The organism is Deltaproteobacteria bacterium (genome assembly GCA_035063765.1).
Taxonomy (GTDB): domain Bacteria; phylum Myxococcota_A; class UBA9160; order UBA9160; family PR03; genus CAADGG01.
On record JAPSFT010000015.1, the window covers coordinates 66,548 to 89,981 of the forward strand.

Below are 23,434 nucleotides of genomic sequence, written 5' to 3' on the forward strand. Positions count from 1 at the left end.
GCCCCTCACTTGGTCAACAGGTCGATGAAGCCCTGGATCGTGTTGAGCTTGCGCTCCGACTGCGAGTACAGCCGCGCCGCGAAGATCGCGGTGGCGGCGTGCCCGGCGAGCAGCGTGAACAGCTCGTGGTCCAGGGGCGAGAAGCCGTCCTTCTGCTGGAGCAGGCGCTGGATCGCGATCGCGCCGATCGGCCGTTCCTGCACGCGCAGCGGGATCGCGACGATCGGCTGGCCCGGCTCGCCCGCGTCGAGCGACTCGGCGCAGACCGTCTCGCCGCTCTGCACCGCCGTGCCCACCGTCGCCTCGCCGAGCCGGCAGATCGGGAAGGCCCCGAGCACGGCGCCCTCGGAGGCGACCGGCGAGAGCACGCTCGTCTTCTCGTCGAGCACGTAGATCGCGAAGACCTCGGCGCCGATCAGGTTGATCACGATCTCGACGATGATCTGCAGCACCTCCTGGAGGTGCAGGGTCGAGTGGAGCTGGAAGCTCGCCACGTAGAGGCTGGCGAGGTTGTTGTTCTCCTCCTCGATCTCGATGTAGCGGGCCGTGAACTGCTGGTTCTCGTCCTCGACCTGGCGCAGGCGCTCGAGTATGCCGGTGCGCTCGCCCTCCAGGCTCTCGATGCGCGCGAGCAGCTCGCCGCGCAGCTTCTCCCAGGCCTGCTCGTCGGAGGCCGCGAGCTGCTGGCCCTCCAGGCGCGCCAGCTCCCGCCGCAGCCGCTCGTTCTCGCGGATCAGCTCCTGGGTGAACTCGGCGCCCTTGCGGAACAGCCCGAGCACCTCCTCCGCCCGGGCGAACAACCCCTCGCGCTTCTCGCTCATGCTGGCCCCCTCCGAGCCCCTGGGATCGCCATCGCCGCCTCGACGCCCGACTCGATGGCCACCGGGATCTGCGCCAGCGGCAGCACCGCGTCGACGGCGCCGCTTCGGATCGCCTGCTGCGGCATCCCGAAGACCACCGCCGTCTCCTCCGACTCCGCCACCACGCGCCCGCCGGCGGCCTTGACCGCCGCGACCCCGCGGCGCCCGTCGTCGCCCATCCCGGTCAGCACGATCGCCAGGAGATCGCTGCCGCCATAGTGCTTGGCCGCGGACGCGAAGAGGCGGTCCACGGAGGGCGCGTACTTGTCGGCGGGCGCGGCCGCGACGAGGCGGACCACCGTGCGGCCGCCGCTGCGCTCGAACTCGAGGTGCTGGCCGCCGGGCGCCACCAGCACACGACCCGGCCCCGGCTCGTCGCCGTCCTCCGCTTCGCGGGCCTCGAAGGGCGTGAGCCGGTGGATCCGCTCCGCGAAGCCGCGCGTGAAGCCGGCCGGCATGTGCTGCGCCACGACCAGCGACGCGCCCGGAGCGCGCACGAACGAGCCCAGGATCTGCATCAGCGCCGCCGGCCCGCCGGTCGACGAGCCCACCGCCACCAGCTGCGGCGCCGAGGACGCCCGCGGCACCGGCACGCGTACCGCCGGCTGGGCCTCCAGCCGCTCGCGCACCTTCTCGATCCGCAGCTCGCGCACGGCGTGCACCTTGCGCAGCAGCTCCTGCTCGATCTGCTCGAGCTCGGGCCCGGCGCGCGGCGTCGGCTTCGCGATGAAGTCCACCGCGCCGAAGTCGAGGGCACGGAACACGTCCTGGTCGCCCTTGCGGCCGCTGATCACGATCACCGGCGTCGGGCAGCGGCTCATCACCAGGCGCAGGAAGGTGAAGCCGTCCATGCGCGGCATCTCGAGGTCGAGCGTGATCAGGTCGGGCTCGAGGCGCAGGGTCTGGCGCAGCGCCTCCTCGCCGTCCGCGGCCGCCGCCACCACCTCGCAGAGGGGCGAGCGCTCCAGCATCCGCGCGATCGTGCGGCGGCTGAAGGCCGAGTCGTCGATCACCAGCACGCGGATCTTCTGCTGGGCCTTCATCGCGGCCCCCGGTCCACGGCCAGCAGCGTGCGCTCGGCCGTCTCGTGCCAGGGGTCGCTCTCCGCCGGCCGTCGATACACCATGTCGTGACGGAGGTGCTCGAGCGCGAAATCGGTCGAGAGGTTGATCAGCGACTCGGAGTGCCCGAGCAGCAGGTACCCGCCCGGACGCAGCTTGTCGTGGAAGGTCCCGACCACGCGCCGCTTGGTCTCGAGGTCGAAGTAGATGATCACGTTACGGCACAGCACGACGTCGAGCACGCCGAGCAGGGCGATGCGCTTCTCGTCGAGCAGGTTCAGGTGCGCGAAGTTGACGTGACGCTTGACCTCGTCGGCGATCCGGAACTGGCCGTCCTTCTCGACGAAGTACTTCTGGCGCAGCCACGGCTCGGTCTGGCGGAAGGAGGCCTCGCGGTACAGCCCGCGGCGCGCCTTGTGCAGCATCTGGCGCGAGATGTCGGAGGCGTAGACGCGCAGGTCGCGGCCGGGCTCGAGACCGGCCTCGGCGGCCAGCATGACGATCGAGTAGGGCTCCTCGCCGCTCGAGCAGCCGGCGCACCAGATCGACACCGCGCCGCCCTCCCGCCCGCCGCGCCGCGCCTGGAGCGAGGGCAGGATCTCCTGCACCAGCGCCTCGAGCTGCTGGCGCTCGCGCAGGAAGTAGGTCTCGTTGGTGGTGAGGTGGTCGATGGCCCAGGCGAGCTCTCCCTCCCCGCTGGTGTCGCTGCGCAGGGTGTAGTGGTAGGAGGTGAAGCTGCGCAGGCCGAGCTCGAGGAGCCGGCGTCCGAGCCGCCGCTCGAGCAGGTAGCGCGATTCGCTCCCGAAGTGCAGGCCGCAGTGCGAGCGGAAGAGCTCCGTCAGCATGCGGAACTCCGCGTCGCTCATCGCGACCTCGGCCGGTCGCTCCCCTCCCATGGCAGCGGCTAGCCCTCCTCGAGTCGCGCGAGCGTGCGCAGCAGCACGTCGCGCACGAACTCGTCCTGTTCGAGCTCGAGGCGCCGGAGCACCGGCGGCAGCGCCGAGCGCATGCGGCGCTCGCCGAAGGCCTGGATCGCGTCGGCACGCACGGCCCAGTGGGGGTGCCCGAGCAGCGGCAGCAGGGCCTGCACGTCGTCCTCGGCGCCGTGGCGCTGGAGGCAGCGCACCACGCTCTGCACGACCTCCGGGTCGGCGTGCGCGATCACGGTGCGGACCGGCGCGAGCCCGAGCGAGCCGCCGACCCGCTCGAAGGACTCGACGGCCGCGATCGCGACCGGCGCGACGTCGCCGAGTGCGCCGCTGAGCAAGGCCGCGACCCGCTCGCGCACCGCGGCGTCCGCGAGCAGCGCGGGCGGCAGCGCAGCGAGCGCGCGGACTCCCGCCGCGCGCACGCCCGCGTCGTCGTCCGCGAGCAGGCGCTCGAGGTCGGGAAGCGTGTGGATGTCGGGCGCCTCGCCGAGCGCCGAGGCGGCGGCGATGCGCACGGCCGCGTCCTCGTCGGCGAGCGCCAGGTGCAGCATCTCGGCAGCGGACGCTGCGCCCATCCGGGCCAGCGCGGCCACCGCCGCGCGACGCACGACGGGGCTCGGGTCCTGCACGAGCAGCGACATGTGCTCGGCGTGCTCGGGGCCGGCGACCTCGCGCAGCACGCACGCCACCGCGAGGCGCACCGGTTCCGCCGCCCCGTCGAAGCCCGCCGCCAGGATCTCGAGGGTGGTGCGCCGCGCGTCCTCGGCCGCGGCGATCGCGATCGCGACCAGCGCTCCGGTCACGGCTTCGCGCTCGTCCTGCGCCTCGGGCTCGGGATCGTGGGCGGTCGCCTCGAGCCGCCGGACCAGCGCGCGCAGGGCGAGCGGATCCGCGCGGCGCGTGAGTCCGCGCGCGGCCGCGATCCGCACCGTCGGGTCGAGGTCGTCGAGGGCCGCCACGAGCCGCGCCGTGCCGAGCGCGCTCGTGCGGCGGCCGAGCAGCTCGCAGGCGTGCGCCCGCGCCTCGACGGGGAGCGCGGGCCAGCGCTCGTCGAGCAGCGCCTCCACGTCGTCGCCGAAGCCGGTGAGGGTGGCGAGCGCCACCTCCGTGAGCGCCTCGTCCTGCGCGGCGCCGAGCAGCGCCGCGACGCTCGCGGGCGCGCGCACGACGCCGAGGAACTGCACCAGCAGGAGCCGCACCCCGAGCTCGGCGTCCGCCAGCCGCTCGATCGCGTCCTCGATGCAGGCGGGAGCGGCGAGCGCCGCCCGCCGCACGCGGCCGAGGAGCTGCTCGGCGGTCGCGGCGTCGGCGCGCGCGGCCACCCGCAGCAGTGCCTCGATGGCCGCTTCGCGGGAGCTCCGCGAAGGCGCGGCGAGGCCGGCGAGCAGGGCGTCGGCGGACTCCGGCTCGTCGCCGTGTCCGAGCACCGCGAAGGCGACCGGGCGCAGCACCGGGTCGGCGAGCGCGGACTTGAGCGCCGCGGCCGGCAGCGGCGTCTCGAGCCGCGCCAGCGCGCGCAGCGCCGAGAAACGCACGAGCGTGTCGTGGTCCGCGCCGAGCGCGAGCCCGCAGAGCGCCCGCACCGCCTCGCCACCGCCGATCGCGCCGAGCGCGTCGGCGGTGGCCGCGCGCACGTTCGGGTCCGGGTCGTCGAGCATGCCCACGAGCTGCGGCACCGCCCGCTCGCTGCCGATCCCGGCCAGCGTGTCGACGACCAGCTTGCGCACGTCGACGTCGGGGCTCCCGGCCGCGCCGAGGAGCGGCTCGATCATGCGCGGGCCGATGCGCACCAGCGCCTCGACCGCGGCATTCCGGCGGCCGGGGTTCTCGTCGTCGGCCAGCGCGGCCAGCAGGTGGCTCGCGAGCGGCCAGTCCTCGGGCGCCTGCACCAGGCATTCGACCGCACTCTTGCGCACGCGCCAGCTCGCGTCGCCGAGCCGGCCGGCCAGGATCGGCAGTGCCTCGGGGGCGGGCAGGAGCGGCAACCGCTCGACGGCGAGTCGCCGGAGCTCCTCGTCGGTGCTGGCGAGATCCTCGAGGATGCTCGCGCGATCCCGGGGGTCCGCGACGTTCACCGCCCGCCCCGCGCCCGGGCCGCCCGGCCGAGCTCCTCCGCCAGGTGGTCGCGCTCGGCGCGCACCTGGGCGTCGATGCGATCGCGGAACAGGGCCCGGCCCTCCTCCAGCTCGTCGCGCATGGCGACCGCGACGTCGCCGCCCGCGCGCGCGGCCGCCGCGAACTTCTCCGGGTTGTAGAGCACGATGTCCGAGACGATGATGCGGGCCAGGCGCTCGGCCTTGGCGCGCTCGGCGGCGAGGGGGTCCGCGGGCTGGACGAGCGGGCGCGGGGCCGGGGCAGGCGCGCTCGCGGAACGCCCACCCGGCGCGCTGCCGCGCGGGGGCGCCTCGCGCGTGACGTCGCGCGCGGGCCCGTCGTCGCGGGGGGGCTCGGGATGCGCCGCGGGCGCGGGCTCCTCGCCAAGGAGGGGCTCGGTCCGGGAGTCGCGCAGGCCGGCGCCGCGGGCCACGTGGCCGTAGGGGGCGGCGGGGCGCAGCGGGCTCGGGGCGGCGTCGGCACGGAGGGGGAGGCCGAAGCGGGTCAGGATCTCGAGCAGCGCGTCGGGAAGGTCGGGGGGCTCGACGTAGACGTCGGCGCCGTAGAGGTCGCTCGGCGCGCGTCGGTAGCGCTCCTCCTTGTGGATCGCGCCGACCAGCACGACGCGCGTCTCGCGCAGGCTCTCGTTGCGCTTCACGATCTCGCAGACCTGGAAGCCGTACATCTTGGGCAGCGCCGCGTCGAGCACGACGGCGCGCGGCAGCGCGCGCTGGATCGCGAGCATGGCCTCGACGCCGTCGCAGGCGACGAGCGTCTCGAGGCCCCATTCCTCGAGCGCTTCGGCGACGCTCTTGGCGGCGTCGGGGTCGGCGTGGGCGACGACGACGAGGCGTTCGCGGTCGTAGCGGGGGCCGGGCTCGGGAGCCGGATCCGACACCGGGCCCTGTCGGTGTGCGAACGGATCGGAGCGGCGGTCTTCGAGGCCCTCGCTGCGAGGGACCTGCCGGGCCTCGGCGGCGTCCCGGCGGGCTTCGCTCGCCCGCGCTCCCGAGGCGCTCCGCTCGGCCGGGCCGTGCAGCGCGCTCGCTTCGCGCGCTTGCAGACTGCGCGCTCCGCCACCTTCGCTCGCGGCGCGCCCGCCCGGCGTGCTGCCAGGCGGACGCGCTTCGTGCGGGGCTTCACCAGACGCGCCTCGTTCGGACGCGGCCGGAGCGGGTGCGTGTGCGGGTGCCGGTGCGGGGGCGCGGACCCGGAAGACGGCGTTGCAGGAGCTGCAGCGGAGGCGGGCGCCGTCGGGGCCGAGCTGCTCGGGCTGCACGCGGTAGCGCGTGTGGCACTTCGGACACGCCGCGATCATCGCCGACTCCTCTCGCGTCCGCGCCCGGGCGAGCCCGATCCGCGGCCTGGCTGCCGATCCCCTGCTCTCATCGGCCGCTCCGGCCGGGGACTGAGCGCCGCCCGCGCCGCCGGGGCCCGCTTCCCGCGCCCCTGCGCCGACTGCTGCCGATCGAGGGGAGCCGGCCCCGCCCCACGCTAGGGCTCCGCAGGCTCCGCCCGCTCGGGACCCGGCGGCTCGCGGCCCCCGAGGGCCGAGCGGTACACGCTCTCGAGCAGATGCTCGAGCGAAAGCACCAGCGTCGGAAGCCCGTCGGCGCGCCGGACCACCGCCCGTACCGTCTCGTAGCCGGCCTGGGAGACGAGCGGCGGGGGCTCGCCCACGTCGCCGGCCGCCACCGCCACCACGTCGGCCGCGGCGTCCACCCGCAGCCCGAAGACCAGCCCGTCGAGCTCGAGGATCGCGATCCGCGCCCGCGGTCCCTCCTGGCTCGGGTGGTCGCCGAGCGCGCGGCCCGCGTCGATCACCGGCACGATCGTGCCGCGCAGGTCGATGACCCCCTCGATCAGCCCGGGCGCGCGCGGCAGCGGGGTCACCGTCTGCGCGCGCACGATCTCGCGGATGTGCTGGACGTCGATCCCGTAGGGCTGCCCGTGCACCTCGAAGCACGCCAGCTCGACGGGCGCGTCGTCGGAGGCCGGGCTCACGGGACGGCGCTCCGCTCGACGCGCCGCTCGAGCTCGAGCAGGCGGTCGACGTCGAAGAGCGACACGAAGCGCTCACCGTGGGGCACCAGCGCGACCACCGCCTCGGCCTCGCGCGCCGCGGGTGCGCGCAGCGCCTCGGCCGGGGTGCGCAGCACCTCGCTGACCCGGTCCACCAGCAGGCCCGCGAGCTGCCCGTCCTCGGCGTGGAGCACCACGATCCGCTGCCGGCGGCGGGCCGCGTCGAGCGCCGCGGGCGGCAGGCCGAGCCGCAGGCGCAGGTCGAGCACCTGGACGATCTCGCCGCGCAGGGAGAGCACCCCGCGCACCGCGTCGGGCACGCGCGGCACGGGCGTGATCGGGCGCAGCCGCACGATCTCGCGCACGCGCTCGATGGGCAGCGCGTAGGGGTCGCCGTCGAGCCAGATCACGAGCAGCTCGCGCAGCTCGGCCGGCGCCTCGTCGCCGGCACGGCCGGCGATCCGGCGGGCGGCGCGCCGGGCCACGTCGTCCCAGCGCTCGACGAAGGCCGCCTCCTCCACGGGCCCGGTGGCCTCCGCGCGCGTCACGCGGCCTCCCGGCGGCGCCCGGCGTCCTCGACGAGGGCGGCCACGTCGACGACCAGCACGGTGCCGCGGTCGCCGAGCTCGGTGGCGCCGGCGATGCCGCGCACGCTGCGCACGGGGCCCTGGATCGGCTTGATGACCGCGTCCTGCTGGCCCTCGAGGCGCTCCACGAGCAGGCCCGCCCGCACGTCGCCGAGGCCCACGACCACCACCGCCTGGCGGGCGCCCGGGGCCGGGGCGGGCAGCCCGAACTCCGCGTGCAACCGCCGCAGCGGGAGCGGCTCGCCGCGCAGGTTCAGGAGCTCGCGGCCCTCGCTGCGCAGGATCTCGACGTCGTCGACCAGCAGCGACTCGAGGACCGAGGTGAGCGGGATCGCGAAGCGCTGCTCGCCGACGCCCACGACCAGCGCCTGGATGATCGCGAGCGTGATCGGCAACGTCAGCGAGATGGTGGTCCCGTGCCCGCGCCGCGACTCGACGTGGACCAGCCCGCCAAGGCTCGTCACGTTCTCGCGCACCACGTCCATCCCGACGCCTCGCCCGCTGGTCTCGGTGACGGCGTCGCGGGTCGAGAAGCCGGGCAGGAAGATCAGGTCGAGCGTCTCCTTGGCGCTGAGCGCCGCGTCGGCGTCGACGAGCCCGCGCGCGACGGCCCGCGCGCGCACGGCCTCGAGGTCGACGCCGCGCCCGTCGTCCGAGACCTGGATCACGACGTGGCTGCCGCGCTGGTGCGCCTCGATGCGGATCGTGCCCTCCGCCGGCTTGCCCGCCGCCGCCCGCTCCGCGGCCGGCTCGATCGCGTGGTCGAAGGCGTTGCGCACCACGTGCATGAGCGGGTCGGCCAGCTCCTCGACGATCAGCTTGTCGAGCTCGGTGTCGCCGCCGCGGATCTCGAGCCGCACGTCCTTGCCGCAGTCGCGGCGCAGGCGCCGCACCACCCGGGAGAGCTTCTCGAACACCTGGCGCAGCGGCACCATGCGCACCTCGAGCACGCCGGCCTGGAGCTCCTGGAGCTTGCGGTCGAGCGCCTTGTGGACCTTCGCGAGCTCGCGGCCGAGGCGCGCCGCGCGCGGCTCGAGCAGCAGCTGGTCGATCAGCGCGCCGATCGCGCCGCGCTGGATCACGAGCTCGCCGACCAGGTTCATCAGCTCGTCGAGCTTGCGGATGTCGACGCGGACGGTCTCGCTGATCGACTTCAGGGACTCGAGGTCGTCGGCGGGGCGGTGGGGGTCGTGGTCCTCTGTCTCCGCGGATGCATCCGAAGGACGGCCTTCGAGGCCGTCCTTCGGATGAACTTGCCAAGCCTCGGGGACGTCCTGATGGGCTTCGCTCGCCTGCGGCTCGCTGCGCGCTCCGCCGCCTTCGGCGGCTGCGCGTGCAGGGCGCCTCCCCTGCGCGCTGCTCTGTGTCGTTGCTGGAGCGGACGCAGTTCCAGCGTTGCCGGGATGGAGGTTGCGGACGGTGGCGTGCGGGAGGTCGAGGCGGCGCTCGAAGCTCGCGAGGTCGTGGTCGCTCGCGACGAGCAGGGAGAAGCGGATCTGGGCCTCGGGCTGGTCGCCCGGGGCGGGCAGCGTGGAGAGGACCTCGCCCTGGGCGCGGGCGGCCTCGCTGAGCGTGGCGAGCCCCTCCTCGAAGGCGAGCAGCTCGAAGCCGGCCTCGACCAGGTGGATCGCGCGGCCGCGGCGCAGGCTCTCGCGCAGGCGGTGCTCCTCGTACTCGGTGAGCGAACGCAGGAGGGCCGGGTCGAGCCACGGGAGATCCGGCCCGGCGGCCTCGGGGCTCGCCGCGCGCGCGGCCTCGATGCGCGCGAGGAGCCCCGCGAGCTCGGCGCCGCCCTCGGGCCGGGCGGCGCCGCGCCCGGCCGCCTCGACCTCGACCGTGAGCACCGCGACCGCCTCGTCGAGCAGGTCGAGCGCCGGGGCGCCCGGGCCGAGGCGACCCATGCGCAGGTCGTCGAGCACGTCCTCGAGGCGGTGGGCGAGCCCGCCGATGCCCTCGAAGCCGAACATGCCCGCGACGCCCTTCAGCGTATGGGCGGAGCGGAACAGGCGGTTCACCAGCTCGGGCTCGAGCTCGCCGCCGCCGGCGCGCTGGTCGCCGAGGTCGGCGAGGTCCGCGCGCATCCGCTCGAGGAGGTCCTCGACCTCCGACACGAACTCGCGCGCCGCCTTGCTGCGCGCGGGCGATCGCGTGCGGCGCGCCGCCATCGGGAGCTACTCCTCCCGCGCCTTCGCCAGCAGCTCCCGTGCGGTGCGGCGCAGCGCGTCCAGCTCGAACGGCTTCACCAGGTAGGCGTCGGCGCCGAGCTCGAGGCCGCGCAGGCGATCGCGCTCGGAGCCCTCCGTCGAGATGATCAGCAGCGGGATGGCCCGGTAGGCCGCGTTGCGCCGCACGAAGGACACCAGCTCGAGGCCGTTGATGTCGGGCATGTTGATGTCGGTGACGATCAGGTCGTAGTGGTCGCGGGGCAGCGCACGCAGCGCCTCGAAGCCGCTCGCCGCCTCGGTGACCCGGATCGGCCGGCCGAGCTCCTCGAGCGCGGAGACGACCAGCGAGCGCATGGTCGGCGAGTCTTCCACGATCAGGATGTGCTGCACGCGTCGCACCCCGCCCGCGCCGGGGCGCCCTGCGTCCCGGCCGCCCCGCTCATCGGCCCGGCGGGGGAGGTGCTTTAGGAGCGCGCGGGGACGTGCTCGCGGAGGTTCAGAAGGGATCCGGATCGGCCGTGGAGCGCTCGCCCTCGGCCTGCTCGAGCGCCCGCTCGAGCACGGCGCGCTCGAGCGCGAGCCCGGCCTCGTGGAGCACCACCTCGAGCGCGCTCGTGTCGCCGAGCGGCCGGCGCGACGCGAGGTTGTCAGCGTAGAGCACCGCGGCGATGCGCTCGCCGCTCTCGATCGGCGCGACGTAGGCCTCGGCGGGCGCGGCCCGCCCGAGCCGGCTCGCGAGGTCGCGGTCGCCGTCGTCGCCCGGCGCCGCGCGCAGCGCGGCCCGCGCCTCGAGCACCTTGCGGAACCAGGCCGGCTCGTCGGCCGGGAAGTGGATGCGGCGCAGGTCCACGTCGTCGGGGCCGCCGGCGCGGGGCAGGCCCACCTGGGCCACGCCGAAGGCCTCCCCGTCGCGCACCGCGAAGATCGCCACGCGCTCGAAGCTGCGCGCCGCGTACTCGAGGAGGAGCCGCAGGACGTCGCCGCGCGAGGAGGGATCGCGCAGCCGCGCGCTCACCTCGCGCAGGCTGCGCAGCGCGTCGGCGGGCTCCTCGTGCGGGGCTCCGCCCGGCCCGGTCAGGCCCGAGCGGTCGGCGGGCGCGCGCGGCGCGGCCTTCCCGTGCGCGCGCTCGAGCGCCCCGCGCAGCTCGGCGGCCAGCGTCTCGCGGCGCTCGCGGGCGCGCTCGTCGGAGAGGGTGGTCAGGTCCGGGCGCACCGCCTGCGCATCCGGGACCGCCCGCTCGTTGGCCGGCGCGACGGCGGCGTCCGGCGCGGCGAGCAGCACGAGCGGCAGGTTCGGGACCTGCGCGCGCAGGCGCGCGGCGATCTCGGACCAGTCGCGTGCGCCCGACACCGGATCGGCCGGCGTGCCGCTGGTCAGCAGCACGAGCGGCAGCTCGCCGCGCGCGACGTACTGGCGGATCCGTGCGATCGCCTGCTCGGAGCGCTGGAAGATGTGCGCGCGCACCGGCAGCGGCGCGAGCGCCCGCTTCACCCACTCGAGGACCACGAGCTCGCGATCCACGACGACGACCGGCACGGGTCCGGCCCCGAAGGCGGGTGCGCGACGCCCGCTTCCCGGCACTGCGGCCGCGAGGCCCGCGCTCAGGGTCGGCTCGTCGTCGGCAGCCCCGCCGTTCCGGGGCAGCACCGCGGGCAGCTCGTCCTGGCCCACCTCGCCGTCGAGCAGCTCGAGCACGGTGATCTGGAGCTCGGCCGGCCCCTCGAGGCTCGCCCCGTCGAAGCGCGCGGGCTCGGCGGGAGGCTCCTCGGCCTCGTCGAGCAGCTCGCCCTCGATCGGCGCCACCACGGCCGGCGGCCGCGCGGCAGGCCAAGGAGCGGCCGCGGCGACCGCGATCGGCGCCCCGTCCTCGTCGCTGCCCGCGGGCACGGCCTCGGTCTCGAGCTCGTCGTCGGCGGTCAGGACGAGCTCGGGGGCGCCGTCGTCGTCCCCGCCCGCCAGATCGGCGAACGAGGTCTCGTCGTCCGCGCCGGCCTCGGGGACGCCGCCCTCCCCGCCTCCGCTCTCGTCGCGCACCCGGGTGCCTTCGAGGGCCAGGAACTGGGCGTTGATCCCGGTGCGGAGCAGGAGCTCCTCGGCGATGTCGAGCCCGCGCGGCTCCTCGCGGATCTCGAAGCTGAAGTCGCCCGCGAGCCAGCCGAACATGCGCAGCACGGTCTCCTCGACGTGCCGGGCTCGCAGCTCGTCGAGCGCGCGCGGGTCGAGCGAGGAGCGCGCGCACAGGAGCGCCTCGAACGCCACGCCCTCCACGCGCGCGGCCTGCTCGAGGGCCTGGAGCTCCTTCGCGGGCAGGACGCCGGCCGCCGCCACCAGGTCGTGCAGGTCCCGGGGGCCGCCCTTCACGGAGGCGCCCCGGATCAGGCCGCGGCTGAACACGACGTGGCCCTCGCCGTGCCGGGACCGGATCCACAGCACGCCGGACTTCCCCGACAGGCTGACGATCTGCAGGATCTCGCCGAGCCCGAGATCCTCCAGGCTTCCGACCAGGCTCATCCGGCTCCACCCCTGGCAACGACACGCGACGAGGACAGGGAGCCCCCCACGCCCGCGTGCGGGGATCCGCTGGCGTTTTCGGGTACTCGCGCCGGCAACTTGAAAGGCGCCCGCCGCTCAGGCCGACGGCGCCTCGGCCCGTCCCGGTCGGGCGCTGCGCAGGCCGGGCGTGCCGGCCGCGCCGGCCGCTGCAGCGGGCGGGCGGACGAGCTTGATCGAGGTCGTGCCGCGGGGCAGCGAGGCGGCGCCCTGCTCGAAGGCGGCGCGCCAGCGCGCGGCCTGCCCGGCCGGGGTCGCGATCCGCAGCAGCACCCGCGTCGAGCGGGGGTCGAGCGCGTCGCACGCGCCGGCCAGGAGCCCCGCCGCGATCCGCTCCGGCGCGTCGACGCCCTGGGGCGGCGGCAGGTCGATCGCGGCGACACCGGCCCCGAGCCCGACGATCCGCTCGAGCGCGGCGCGCGCGGCCTCCCGGTGCGCCTCGGGCCCGAAGCGCGCCTGCGAGCCGAGCCCGAGCAGCACGAGCCGCGGCGCCTGGAGCCGCGCCTGGGTCAGCACCAGGGCCGCCTCGCCGGGCTCGCCCGACAGCCGCGCCGCCCCGACGAGGCCGCTCACCCACCCGCACAGCCGCCAGTCGGCGTGGCCCGCGCCGCCGCGCAGCGGCCGCTGGTCGCGGAAGAAGCCGGCCACCGCCACCTCGGCCGCGAGCCGCGAGAGGGGCTCCGCCTCGACCTCGATGCCGAGCGTCGACTTCACGAGCCCTCCTCCGCCGGCGGCGCCTGCGCCGCCAGCGTCCGCCCGATCGCGTCGAGCACGCCGTTCGCGAAGGCGGACGAGCGGTCGCTGCCGAAGCGGCGCGCGAGCTCGATCGCCTCGTCGATCGCCACCGAGGCCGGCGTCCCGCCCCAGGCCATCTCGTAGACCGCGAGCCGCAGCAGGTTGCGATCGACGGCCGGCATGCGCTCGACGCGCCAGTGCGTCGCGTGCGCCGCCAGGAGCGCGTCGATCTCCGCGCGGTGCCGCGCCACCCCGGTCACGAGCTCCTTCGCGTACGCGCGCGCGCCTTCGCGCAGCTCGAAGTGGTCGCCGATCGCCTCGAAGGCGGCGTCGACCCGCTCGGGTGAGGGCCCCCCCTCGCCGCGGCCCGAGAGGTCCGCGGCGTAGAGCACCTGGAGCGCCGCCTGGCGCGAGCTGCGCCGCGCGCTGCTCACGGGGGCCGCCCGCGGCTGCGCGGCCCCCCGCGCGGCGCCGGGCTGCGCGGGCGCCGCGGCCGCTCCCCGCTCTCCGGCGGGCGCGGCAGCGCCTTGGCGAGGTGCGCCATCTCGATCGCCGCGAGCGCCGCCTCGACGCCCTTGTTGCCGTGCTCGCCGCCCGCGCGCGCGAGCGCCTGGTCCACGTCGTCGCAGGTGAGCACGCCGAAGGCCACCGGCACGCCGGTGTCGCGCACCACCTCGCGCACGCCGTCGGTGACGGCATGGCACACGTAGTCGAAGTGCGGGGTCCCGCCGCGGATCACGACGCCGAGGGTCACGAGCGCATCGTAGCGCCCGGAGCCGGCCAGCGTGCGCGCGGCCTGCGGGATCTCGAAGGCGCCCGGCACCCAGGCCACGTGCAGCGCGTCGGCATCGGCGCCGCGCGCCACGAGCTCGCCGGCGGCGCCGTCGAGGAGCCGCGCGCAGAGCAGGTGGTTGAAGCGCGACACCACGATCGCGAAGCGCAGGCCCGCCGCGTCGCGGCGGCTCGCGTAGAGCTTCATCGCGCCTCCTCCGGTCCGATGCGTGCTTCGACGAGCAGATCGGGGCCGATCCTGCGCACGCGCGCATCCCCGAGGCGAGGCGCCGCGGCGAGCCGCGCGACGCCGAGCGGGCCGAGCGCCGGGCGTCCCTCGGCCCCGAGCAGGCGGGGCGCCAGCAGCCAGGCGAGGTCGTCGGCGAGCCCGGCGCGCAGGAGCGCGGCGGCCAGCACGCCCCCGCCCTCGACGAGCAGCGTGCCGATCCCCTCGGCGCCGAGCCGCGCGAGGGCGGCGTGCAGCGAGGGCCGCCCGGCCCGGCCCGGGCGCAGCGCGAGCACGCGTGCGCCGCAGGCCTCGAGCGCGCGGCGCCGGCGCGCGGGGGCAGCGGCGCTGCACAGCACCCAGGTGCGCTCGGCGTGCTCGCGGAACAGGCGCGCCCGCGGCGGCACGCGCAGGCGCGAGTCCACGAGCACCCGCAGCGGCCGGCGCACCACCCGGCCGGCGCGGCGGGCGCTGAGCTCGGGGTCGTCGGCGAGCGCGGTCGCCGAGCCGACCAGGATCGCGTCGCTGCGCGCGCGCAGGCGGTGGACCCAGGCACGGGCCGCGGGGCCCGTGATCCAGCGTGACTCACCGCGCGCGGTCGCGATCCGCCCGTCGAGCGAGGCCGCGAGCTTGAGCGTCACCCAGGGCCGCCCGCGCTCCACGACCGACAGGAAGCCCCGGTGCTGCTCGCGGCACGCGGCCTCGAGCACGCCTTCGCGCACGGCCACGCCCGCGCGCCGCAGCGCCCGCACGCCGCCGCCCGCCCCGTGGCGCACGGGATCGCGATGCCCGAGGTACACGCGCGCGATGCCCGCGCGCACGAGCGCCTCCGTGCACGGCCCCGTGCGCCCCTGGTGCGCGCAGGGCTCGAGGGTCACGGCCAGCGACGCGCCGCGCAGCGCGGCGGCTCCGTGCCGGCGCGCCGCCTGGGCGAGCGCCACGATCTCCGCGTGCGGCCCGCCGGGCGGGCGGGTGGCGCCGCGCCCGAGCACGCGCCCGCCCCGGAACACCACCGCTCCCACGGCCGGGTTCGGGAAGGTGCGGCCGAGGGCCCGTCGCGCCTGCCCGAGCGCGAGCCGCATCGCCTGCTCCGGCGTCAAGACGGGCGCCGCGGCGCCTCGGGCTCGGCGCCGCCCTCCGCGACGACGAGCCCGGAGCCGGCGGCGCTCCCGTAGCGACGCGCGCGCGCCGCGGCGAAGAAGTCCACGTAGTCCCCGGCGCTCTCGAAGCCGCGGAACACCGACGCGAAGCGGGCCGCCGACATCAGGTCCACCGCGCACAGCTCCTCGAGGGTCCACTCGCCCACGAGCTCGCTCGCCACCTCCGCCCGGCCGGTCTCCTGGAGCCGCTTCTCGATGCGGTCGGCGAGCCGCTCGAGCGCGTCGATCGAGACGGGGCGCTTCGCGCACGCCTTCTCGACGCTCGCCAGGAGCTTGCGGCGGTCGAAGTCCTCGCGCCGCTCGTCGCGCTTCACGAGCTTCGGGAGCACGTCCTCGACGCGCTCGCGGGTCGTGAAGCGGCGCCCGCACTCGAGGCACTCGCGCCGGCGGCGGATCTCCGCCTCGTCGCGGCCGAGGCGCGAGTCCACCACGCGGTTCGCATCGTCGCCACAGTAGGGACAGCGCATCGGCTAGTCGGTGTCGCTCCAGCGCGTGGGGTAGAGCGGGAAGCGCCGGCAGAAGGCCTCGACCTCGTGGCGCACGGAGGCGAGCCGCGCGGCGTCGTCGGGCCGCTCGAGCACGCGCCCGAGGAGCTCGGCGATCTGCGCCATCTCCGCTTCCTTCATGCCGCGCGTCGTGACCGCCGGCGTCCCGATCCGCACGCCGGAGGTCACGGCCGGCTTGCGGGGGTCGTAGGGCACCATGTTCTTGTTGGCGGTGATGCCGGCGCGGTCGAGGGCCTCCTGGGCCTGCTTGCCGGTGACCTCGCGGCCGACCAGCGAGAGCAGGAAGAGGTGCACGTCGGTGCCGCCCGCGACGACCCGGAAGCCACGCGCGGCGACGCCCTCCGCGAGCGCGCGGGCGTTCGCGGCGATCTGCTGCTGGTAGCGGCGGAACTCGGGCCGCGCCGCCTCGCGCAGGGCCACCGCCTTGCCGGCGATCACGTGCAGCAGCGGCCCGCCCTGCCCGCCCGGGAAGACCGCCGAGTCGATCTTCCGGGCCCACGCCCCGTCGCAGAGGATCAGGCCGCCGCGCGGCCCGCGCAGGGTCTTGTGCGTGGTGGTGGTGACGATCTGGGCCTTGCCGATCGGCGAGGGATGGACCCCGGCCGCCACCAGGCCGGCGATGTGCGCGATGTCGGCAAAGAGGACTGCGCCCACCTCGTCGGCGATCGCGCGGAAGGCGTCGAAGTCGAGGACGCGCGAGTAGGCGGTGGTCCCGCACTGGATCAGCTTCGGGCGGTGCTCGCGCGCGAGCCGGCGCACCTCCTCCATGTCGATGCGCTCGTCGTCGCGGCGCACGCCGTAGGGCACGATCCGGTAGAGCTTGCCCGAGAAGTTCACCGGCGAGCCGTGGGTCAGGTGGCCGCCGTGGTCGAGGTTCATGGCCAGGATCGTGTCGCCGACCTCGAGCACCGCCCGGTACACGGCCTCGTTGGCCTGCGAGCCCGAGTGGGGCTGCACGTTGGCGTGCTCGGCCCCGAAGAGCTCCTTGGCGCGTTCGATCGCGAGGGTCTCCACCTCGTCCACCACCTCGCAGCCGCCGTAGTAGCGGCGCCCGGGGTAACCCTCGGCGTACTTGTTGGTGAGCACCGAGCCGACCGCCTCGAGCACGGCCTCGGAGACGAAGTTCTCGGAGGCGATCAGCTCGAGGCCGAGCGCCTGGCGCCGCGCCTCGCTGCGCAGGAGCTGCGCGATGGCCGGGTCCGTCTCGTCGACCGCGGCGGTGCGACCCAGCTCGCGCTGCCAGGCGCGGCGCGCGTACTGGTCGATCTTCGCGATCCGCGGCGCGTGGCGCCCGCCCTCGAAGCCGGTCGCGAGCCAGGCCTCGACGATCGGCCAGGCGGCGTCCGCGTCGAGCCGGTCGGCCGAGAGCGAGAGCACGTTCGCGTCGTTGTGCAGGCGCGCCATCTCGGCCATCTCCGGGTCGAGCGCGATCGCCGCGCGCACGCGCGGGTAGCGGTTCGCGACGTAGGCGACGCCGTTGGCGGAGCCGCAGGCCACGATCGCGCGGTCGACCTCGCCGCGCGAGACGGCGTCGGCGGCCGGGCCCGCCTCGTCGGGATAGTCGACCGGGGCGGGCCCGTCGGTGCCGAAGTCGACGACCTCCCAGCCGGCGCGCTCGAGCCGCTCGCGCAGCGCGCGCTTGAGCGGGAACCCGCGGTGGTCCGCGGCCAGGGCGATCCGCTTCGGCATCGGTCCTCCTCCCTAGAGCGGGCGGCCGAGCAGCAGGCTCGCGCTGACGCCGCCGAATCCGAACGCGTTCGAGAGCACGGCGCGCAGCTCGCACTCGCGCGCCTTCGGCGTTACGTGGTCGAGCGCGCACTCCGGGTCCGGGCGCTCGAGGTTCACGGTGGGCGGGAGGAGCCCCGCCTCGAGCGCCAGCACGCACAGGATCGCCTCGACGGCGCCGGCCGCCCCGAGCAGGTGGCCGGTCACGGACTTGGTCGCCGACACCGGGAGGCGATCGGCGTGCGCGCCGAAGACGCTGCGGATCGCCAGCGTCTCGCTGCGGTCGCCGGCCGGGGTGCTGGTGGCATGGGCGTTGATCGCGTCCACCTCGTCGGGCGCGAGCCCGGCGTCGCCGAGCGCGCGCTCCATCGCGAGGCGGGCGCCGCCCGCGTCCTCGGCGGGGCTCGCCGGGTGGCTCGCGTCGGCGGCCTCGCCGTAGCCGAGCCACTCGGCGCGCACCCGGGCGCCGCGGGCCCGGGCGTGCTCGGCGGCCTCGAGCACCACCACCCCCGCGCCCTCGCCGAGCACGAAGCCGTCGCGATCGAGGTCGAAGGGGCGGCTCGCCCGCTCCGGCTCCTCGTTGCGGGTCGAGAGGGCGCGCATCGCGCCGAAGGCCGCGACCACGAGCGGGTGGACGGCAGCCTCGGTCCCGCCCGCCACCACCAGCTCGGCGTCGCCGCGCTCGATCAGCCGCGCCGCGGCGCCGAGCGCCTGCGCGCCCGAGGCGCAGGCGCCGACCGGGCAGCCGATCGGGCCGCGCAGGCCGTGCTGCATCGAGACGTAGCCGGCCGGCATGTTCGGGAGCGTCATCGGCACGGTGAAGGGCGAGACGCGCCGGGCGCCGCGCGCGAGCATCGCGTCGTAGCTGTCGAGGAGCGTCACGATCCCGCCAATCGCGGTCCCGATCACGACCCCGGTCCGGTCGCGATCGGGGTTCGTCTCGAGGCCGGCGTCGGCGATCGCCTCCTCGGCGGCGACCAGCACGAGCCGCGCCGAGCGGTCGAGGCGGCGCACCTCCTTCGTGGCCAGGCCGCACGGGGCGAGGTCGGGGGCGCACTCGGCGGCGAAGCGGGTCGGGAGGTCGCTCGTGTCGAAGCGGGTGAGCGGGCGCACCCCGCTGACACCGGCCGCCGCAGCCGCCCACGTCGAGGCGGCGTCCCGCCCGAGCGGCGACACGCAACCCACTCCCGTCACCACGACGCGACGGCGCCCGGACCGAGCTTGCATGGAAACCTCAACCAGCGGCGGCGGCGCGCTCCCGCACGTAGGCGATGGCGTCCCCGATCGTCTGGATCTTCTCCGCGTCGTCGTCGGGGATCTCGATGTCGAACTCCTCCTCCATCGCCATCACGAGCTCGACGATGTCGAGGGAGTCGGCGCCCAGGTCGTCGATGAAGGACGCCTCCGGCACCACCTCCTCCTTCGAGACGCCGAGCTGCTCCGCGATGATCTCGGCCACGCGCTGTTCGAGACCCATGTTCGAAGCCTCCAGAGTTGAAGCCTCCAGGAAAGTCGCCTCCGAAGGAACGACGGCAGGGAGAGAGGGGGAGGAGCCCCGGCGCGCCGTGACGCGCGGAATCTAGCCTGCGCCCCCGGGCTCCGCCGCCGGCGCAAGGGCCGGGAGACACGGCTTCGCGGTCACCGGGCTGCGGCGAAGGCGGCCGCCGCGTCGAGCTCCGCAGCCCCGGTCGCGCTCGCGCGCTCGAGGGCGGGGGCGATCCGGCCGACCAGCGGCGCGAGCACCCGCGAGGGCCCGACCTCGAGCACCCGGCGCACGCCGAGCGCCGCGAGCCGCTCGACCATCTCGGTGAAGCGCACCGGCTCGGTGACCTGGCGGCGCAGCAGCTCGGGGAGGCGCACGCCCGCGGCGTTCGGCTCGGCGGTGACGTTGGCGAGGACGGGCGGCTTCGGGTCCGCGAAGGGCACCCGGGCCAGGTCCCCGGCCAGGCGCTCGGCGGCCGGCGCCATCAGCCGGCAGTGGAAGGGCGCCGAGACCGCGAGCCGCGTGGCGCGCCGGGCGCCGGCCTGCTTCGCCTCTTCGCAGGCGGCGTCGACGGCGGCGCTCTGGCCCGAGATCACGGTCTGGCCGGGCGCGTTGAAGTTGGCGGGCTCCACCCAGGCGTCGCTGCGCTCGCGCGCGCGGGCGCAGGCCGCGGCGACGGCGGCCGCGTCGATGCCGAGGATCGCCGCCATCGCGCCGGCCCCGGCCGGCACCGCCTCCTGCATGTAGGCGCCGCGTGCCCGCACGAGGCGCACGGCGTCGGCGAGCGCCAGCGCGCCGCCCGCCACGAGCGCCGTGTACTCGCCGAGGCTGTGGCCGCCGAGATAGGCGGCGGGCAGCGGGCCGCCCGCGCGCTCCTCGAGCGCGCGCAGGAGCGCAACGCTCGCCGCCAGGATCGCGGGCTGCTGCACCTCGGTCGCGAGCAGCGCCTCCTCGGGGCCCTCGAAGCAGAGCTTCGCGAGCGGGAGCGCGAGGGCGGCGTCGGCCTCGTCGAAGACCGCGCGCGCGGCCGGTGAGGACGCCGCCACGTCGCAGGCCATCCCGACCTGCTGCGAGCCCTGACCCGGGAAGAGCAGTGCCAGCAACGGCGCTGCCTACTCCTCTTCGGGGAGCTGGATCCGCTCCGCGCCGCGATAGTGGCCGCACGAGCGGCACACGCGGTGCGGCAGGCGCGAGGCGCCGCAGTTCGGGCAGCTCGCGGAGGCGGGCGCGGCCAGCGCATGGTGCGCGCGCCGCCAGTTCTTGCGGGTCTTCGAGGTCTTGCGCTTCGGGACCGCCATCGCTTCCTCTCGTCGTCGGGCTAGGGCTCCTGCCGGCGCCGCAGCGCCGCCAGGGCCGCGAACGGCGAGGCCGGCCGCTCGGCCTCGCATCCGCAGGTCTCTCGATTCCGGTCCACCCCGCAGCGCGGGCACAGGCCGCGGCAATCCTCGCGGCACAGCGGCTGGACCGGCACGGCCAGGGCGACCACCTCGCGCAGGAGCGAGCGCAGGTCGATCGCCGGCCCCTCGAACCATCCCAACTCGAGCTCGTCCCCGAGGCACATCCCGAGGCGGGCCAGGTCGCGCGCGGCCTCGGGCTCGGCCGGCACGCGCCCGCCCGCCGGCTCCAGCACCAGGCGGAAGGGCTCGCGAAGCGGCGAACGATAGCGGACGAGGCACCGGCTGCACTCGAGCTCGAGCGCGCCCGTGAGCACCCCCTCGAGATAGGCGTCCTGCCCCATCCGGTGGGCCCGCAGCGTCACCGAGGGCGGCTCGGCCAGGGCGCCGCGCAGCTCGGGGACGCTCTCGAGCACCTCGGCCCAGCCCGGGTCGTCCGGGCCGAAGGCGAGCTCGGCGGGGGTCTGCTTCAGGCGATCGACGAAGAGCTTCATGAGGGCCTCGACGGGCTAGCAGAGGGCCCCGCCCTCCTGCCACCGCGCGGCTACATTGGCGCGCCGATGCGCCCGATCCGGACCCGCTTCGCGCCCAGCCCCACGGGGTTCCTGCACATCGGGGGCGCCCGCACGGCCCTCTACAACTGGGCCTGGACCCGCCGCGCGGGCGGCACCTTCGTGCTGCGCATCGAGGACACCGACCGCGAGCGCTCGACGGCGGAGGCCGAGGCCGCCGTGGTCGAGGGCCTGCGCTGGCTCGGCCTCGACTGGGACGAGGGCCCGATCCGCCAGAGCGAGCGGGGCGAGCGCCACCGGGCCGCCGTCGAGCGGCTGCTCGCGAGCGGCCGCGCCTACCGCTGCGTGTGCACGCCCGAGGAGATCGAGGAGCGCAAGGCCGGGGTCGTGGCGGCCGGCGGCAAGTGGACCTACGACGGCCGCTGCGCCGAGGCCGGCCACGGCCCCGGGCGCCCGCACGCGGTGCGGCTGCGGGTCCCGAAGCAGGGCCGGCTCGGCTGGGACGACCTCGTCTTCGGCCCGAGCGGCCAGGACGCGCGCGAGATCGGCGACCTCGTGATCCGCCGCAGCGACGGCTCCCCGCTCTACCACCTGGCAGTCGTGGTCGACGACGTCGAGATGGGGATCAGCCACGTGATCCGCGGCGCCGACCACCTGAACAACACGCCCTTCCAGCTCGCGCTCTACCAGGCCCTCGACGCGCCCGTGCCGGCCTTCGCCCACGTGCCGCTGATCGTCGGCGCGGACGGCCGCAAGCTCTCGAAGCGACGCGACCCTGTGTCGGTCCAGCACTTCCGCGCGCAGGGCTACCTGCCCGAGGCGCTCTGCAACTGGCTGGTGCGGATCGGCTGGTCGCACGGCGACCAGGAGCTCTTCTCGACGGAGGAGATCCGGGCCCTCTTCGGGCTCGAGGCCGTCCACCGCGCGCCCGGCCACGCGGACCTCCAGAAGCTCGACTGGGTGAACCGGAGCTGGATCGAGCGGCTGCCCGGCGAGCGCCTGGTCGCCGAGCTGCGCGCCTTCCTGCCGGCCGGCGCCGACGCGGACCCGGGCCTTCCCGGCCTCGTCGAGCTCCTGCGCGAGCGCAGCCGGACCCTCGCCGAGATGGCCGAGCGCGCGCGCTTCCTGGTGACGCCCGACGCCGCGCTCGCCTACGACCCGAAGGCCGTCGCGAAGCACTGGAAGCCCGCGCTGCGCGCTCCGGTCGCGGCGCTGCGCGCCGCGCTCGCCGGCGTCGAGCGCTGGGAGCCCGCCGCCCTCGAGGCCGCCTTCGAGGCGGCCCGCGCCGCGCACGAGGGGCTCGCCGTGGGGCCGCTCGCGCAGGCCGTCCGCGTCGCGGTGACCGGGAGCGCCGCGTCGCCCGGGATCCACGAGACCCTCGCCGTGCTCGGGCGCGAGCGCACCCTGGCGCGCCTGGACCGGGCGCTCGCGAGCTGGCCGGCCTGATCTCCGCTGCCCCAGGCTGCCAGCGCACCGACTGGCTGCCGGTTCCGGCGTCCAGCAAGCGAGCGGCCCTCTTCCCGGGCCGCGAAGCGCGCAGCGAGCTGCAAGCGAGCGAAGCTCATGGAGATGGATCCCCGGGAAGGATTCGAACCTTCATTGACGGGGCCAGAACCCGTTGTCCTGCCGTTAGACGACCGGGGAATCGCGCGCGAATGGGTAGCCGACGCCCTGGCTCCCCTCAACCGGGGTTGCGGGCGGTGACGATCCACGCGGCGGCCGGCGCCTCGACGCCGTGCGGGGTCCGGAAGCGCTCGAAGACGGTGCGCAGGGCCTCCTCGACGCGGGCGCGCACCTCGGGCCCGGCCTGCGCCTCGCGCAGCGCCTGCCCGACCGGCCCGATCACGAGGAAGAGCTCGAGCGCGTCCTCGACGTTGCCGGCGCCGAGCTGCATCGCCACCTCGTGCGGCTCGATCGCGAGCTCGGCGAAGCCGGCCTTCGCGAGGATCCCGCGCACCCGCTCGGGATCGGCGAAGGCGAAGGGGCCGGGCGCCTCGGGCGGCGGCGGCGGCGGGAAGGCCACGTGCTGCATGGCCGCGAGCGCCGGCACGGTCATCCACGGGTTGCGCTCGCGCGCCTGCCAGCACACGAAGGCGAGCCGGCCGCCGGGACGCAGCGCCCGGCGCAGGTTCGTGAAGGCCGCCGGCGGGTCCGCGAAGAACATGACCCCGAAGCGCGAGTAGACGCAGTCGAAGGCGCCCGCCGGCAGCGCGGCGACCTGTGCGTCCTCGCGGCGCCACTCGATGGCGCCGCCGAGGCCGGCCGCGCCCGCCCGCTCGCGCGCGCGCGCCAGCATGGGGGCCGAGATGTCGAGCGCGAGCACCCGGCCGCCGGGGCCGACGCGGCGCGCGATCTCGAGGGTCGTGCCCCCGCAGCCGCAGCCGACCTCGAGGACGCGCTCGCCGGGCGCCGGCGCGGCGCTCGCGAGCGCCCGCTCGCCGAGCGGCCCCACCTGCGCGTCGAGCCGCTCCTGCATCGCCACCCAGGCGGGCCCGGCGGCCTCGTTCCAGTAGCGGATCATCTCGGCGTTCGGCGGCGCAGCGGTCGTCATCGGGCCTCCTGGGCGGGCGGGGGACGCAGGATAGCGGGACGCCCCGGCACCCGCGGTCCGCGGCTCGCCGCCTCCGCCTTGCGTATCCTGCGCGGCGATCGG

At 76.2% G+C, this 23,434-nt stretch carries 21 protein-coding genes, 1 tRNA gene and 3 pseudogenes; 1 reads left to right on the forward strand and 24 read right to left on the reverse strand.

The genetic code is table 11. From position 1 onward, the window contains the following. Positions 1 to 5 precede the first annotated feature (5 nt). The 22 genes and pseudogenes from OZ948_12725 to OZ948_12830 form a co-directional block, all read right to left on the reverse strand. Positions 6 to 821: a GAF domain-containing protein gene (locus tag OZ948_12725; GenBank protein ID MEB2345598.1), complete on the reverse strand. Its 816-nt coding sequence runs from the start codon at positions 819 to 821 to the stop codon at positions 6 to 8. After that, positions 818 to 1,903, reverse strand: a complete 1,086-nt coding sequence (gene cheB / locus OZ948_12730) for a chemotaxis-specific protein-glutamate methyltransferase CheB (GenBank protein ID MEB2345599.1) — start codon at positions 1,901 to 1,903, stop codon at positions 818 to 820. Before cheB ends, OZ948_12725 begins: the two co-directional genes overlap by 4 nt. Continuing rightward, entirely contained in the window at positions 1,900 to 2,787 is an 888-nt protein-coding gene (locus OZ948_12735; GenBank protein ID MEB2345600.1) for a protein-glutamate O-methyltransferase CheR, read from the reverse strand. The genes cheB and OZ948_12735 overlap by 4 nt, the downstream gene beginning before the upstream one ends. 38 nt (positions 2,788 to 2,825) lie before the next feature. Next, entirely contained in the window at positions 2,826 to 4,925 is a 2,100-nt protein-coding gene (locus OZ948_12740; protein MEB2345601.1) for a HEAT repeat domain-containing protein, read from the reverse strand. Then, positions 4,922 to 5,842 (reverse strand): response regulator, encoded by a 921-nt coding sequence (locus OZ948_12745; protein ID MEB2345602.1) that lies wholly within the window; start codon positions 5,840 to 5,842, stop codon positions 4,922 to 4,924. Before OZ948_12745 ends, OZ948_12740 begins: the two co-directional genes overlap by 4 nt. 596 nt (positions 5,843 to 6,438) lie before the next feature. Next, positions 6,439 to 6,948: a chemotaxis protein CheW gene (locus OZ948_12750; protein ID MEB2345603.1), complete on the reverse strand. Its 510-nt coding sequence runs from the start codon at positions 6,946 to 6,948 to the stop codon at positions 6,439 to 6,441. After that, complete coding sequence (locus OZ948_12755; GenBank protein ID MEB2345604.1) at positions 6,945 to 7,514, reverse strand: chemotaxis protein CheW; 570 nt, start codon at positions 7,512 to 7,514, stop codon at positions 6,945 to 6,947. Before OZ948_12755 ends, OZ948_12750 begins: the two co-directional genes overlap by 4 nt. Next, positions 7,511 to 9,718: a chemotaxis protein CheA gene (locus OZ948_12760; GenBank protein MEB2345605.1), complete on the reverse strand. Its 2,208-nt coding sequence runs from the start codon at positions 9,716 to 9,718 to the stop codon at positions 7,511 to 7,513. The genes OZ948_12755 and OZ948_12760 overlap by 4 nt, the downstream gene beginning before the upstream one ends. Positions 9,719 to 9,724: 6 nt before the next feature. Then, positions 9,725 to 10,108: a response regulator gene (locus OZ948_12765; GenBank protein MEB2345606.1), complete on the reverse strand. Its 384-nt coding sequence runs from the start codon at positions 10,106 to 10,108 to the stop codon at positions 9,725 to 9,727. Between the two features lie 106 nt (positions 10,109 to 10,214). Next, on the reverse strand, positions 10,215 to 12,230 hold the full coding sequence (locus OZ948_12770) for a DUF4388 domain-containing protein (protein ID MEB2345607.1): 2,016 nt from the start codon (positions 12,228 to 12,230) through the stop codon (positions 10,215 to 10,217). A gap of 117 nt (positions 12,231 to 12,347) precedes the next feature. Continuing rightward, complete coding sequence (locus tag OZ948_12775; protein ID MEB2345608.1) at positions 12,348 to 12,983, reverse strand: hypothetical protein; 636 nt, start codon at positions 12,981 to 12,983, stop codon at positions 12,348 to 12,350. After that, positions 12,980 to 13,438 (reverse strand): transcription antitermination factor NusB, encoded by a 459-nt coding sequence (gene nusB, locus OZ948_12780; GenBank protein ID MEB2345609.1) that lies wholly within the window; start codon positions 13,436 to 13,438, stop codon positions 12,980 to 12,982. The genes OZ948_12775 and nusB overlap by 4 nt, the downstream gene beginning before the upstream one ends. A 92-nt stretch (positions 13,439 to 13,530) precedes the next feature. Then, positions 13,531 to 13,983, reverse strand: a pseudogene (ribH, locus tag OZ948_12785) (6,7-dimethyl-8-ribityllumazine synthase). Beyond that, positions 13,980 to 15,083, reverse strand: a complete 1,104-nt coding sequence (gene ribD, locus OZ948_12790) for a bifunctional diaminohydroxyphosphoribosylaminopyrimidine deaminase/5-amino-6-(5-phosphoribosylamino)uracil reductase RibD (protein ID MEB2345610.1) — start codon at positions 15,081 to 15,083, stop codon at positions 13,980 to 13,982. Before ribD ends, ribH begins: the two are co-directional and overlap by 4 nt. Positions 15,084 to 15,205: 122 nt before the next feature. Continuing rightward, positions 15,206 to 15,628: pseudogene (nrdR, locus tag OZ948_12795) on the reverse strand (transcriptional regulator NrdR). Positions 15,629 to 15,631: 3 nt separating this feature from the next. Further along, on the reverse strand, positions 15,632 to 16,897 hold the full coding sequence (locus tag OZ948_12800; GenBank protein MEB2345611.1) for a serine hydroxymethyltransferase: 1,266 nt from the start codon (positions 16,895 to 16,897) through the stop codon (positions 15,632 to 15,634). A 30-nt stretch (positions 16,898 to 16,927) separates the two neighbouring features. Then, positions 16,928 to 17,356: pseudogene (locus OZ948_12805) on the reverse strand (RpiB/LacA/LacB family sugar-phosphate isomerase). A 12-nt stretch (positions 17,357 to 17,368) separates the two neighbouring features. Further along, positions 17,369 to 18,619, reverse strand: coding sequence for a beta-ketoacyl-ACP synthase II (gene fabF, locus OZ948_12810; GenBank protein ID MEB2345612.1), 1,251 nt, complete (start codon positions 18,617 to 18,619; stop codon positions 17,369 to 17,371). Between the two features lie 7 nt (positions 18,620 to 18,626). Continuing rightward, positions 18,627 to 18,869, reverse strand: a complete 243-nt coding sequence (acpP, locus tag OZ948_12815) for an acyl carrier protein (GenBank protein ID MEB2345613.1) — start codon at positions 18,867 to 18,869, stop codon at positions 18,627 to 18,629. A gap of 161 nt (positions 18,870 to 19,030) precedes the next feature. Then, a complete protein-coding gene (gene fabD / locus OZ948_12820; protein ID MEB2345614.1) occupies positions 19,031 to 19,978 on the reverse strand; it encodes an ACP S-malonyltransferase in 948 nt (315 codons plus the stop codon). Positions 19,979 to 19,987: 9 nt separating this feature from the next. Further along, the gene (gene rpmF, locus OZ948_12825) at positions 19,988 to 20,173 is read right to left on the reverse strand and encodes a 50S ribosomal protein L32 (GenBank protein MEB2345615.1); all 186 of its coding nucleotides are present in this window, start codon (positions 20,171 to 20,173) and stop codon (positions 19,988 to 19,990) included. A gap of 20 nt (positions 20,174 to 20,193) precedes the next feature. Next, complete coding sequence (locus OZ948_12830; GenBank protein ID MEB2345616.1) at positions 20,194 to 20,763, reverse strand: DUF177 domain-containing protein; 570 nt, start codon at positions 20,761 to 20,763, stop codon at positions 20,194 to 20,196. 66 nt (positions 20,764 to 20,829) lie between these two features. Between OZ948_12830 and gltX the strand changes: the two genes are divergently transcribed. After that, positions 20,830 to 22,227 (forward strand): glutamate--tRNA ligase, encoded by a 1,398-nt coding sequence (gene gltX, locus OZ948_12835; protein MEB2345617.1) that lies wholly within the window; start codon positions 20,830 to 20,832, stop codon positions 22,225 to 22,227. A 124-nt stretch (positions 22,228 to 22,351) separates the two neighbouring features. Here gltX and OZ948_12840 read toward each other — a convergent pair. Further along, positions 22,352 to 22,425, reverse strand: a tRNA-Gln gene (locus tag OZ948_12840). A 37-nt stretch (positions 22,426 to 22,462) separates the two neighbouring features. Continuing rightward, positions 22,463 to 23,332, reverse strand: a complete 870-nt coding sequence (locus OZ948_12845; protein ID MEB2345618.1) for a methyltransferase domain-containing protein — start codon at positions 23,330 to 23,332, stop codon at positions 22,463 to 22,465. Positions 23,333 to 23,434 lie beyond the last annotated feature (102 nt).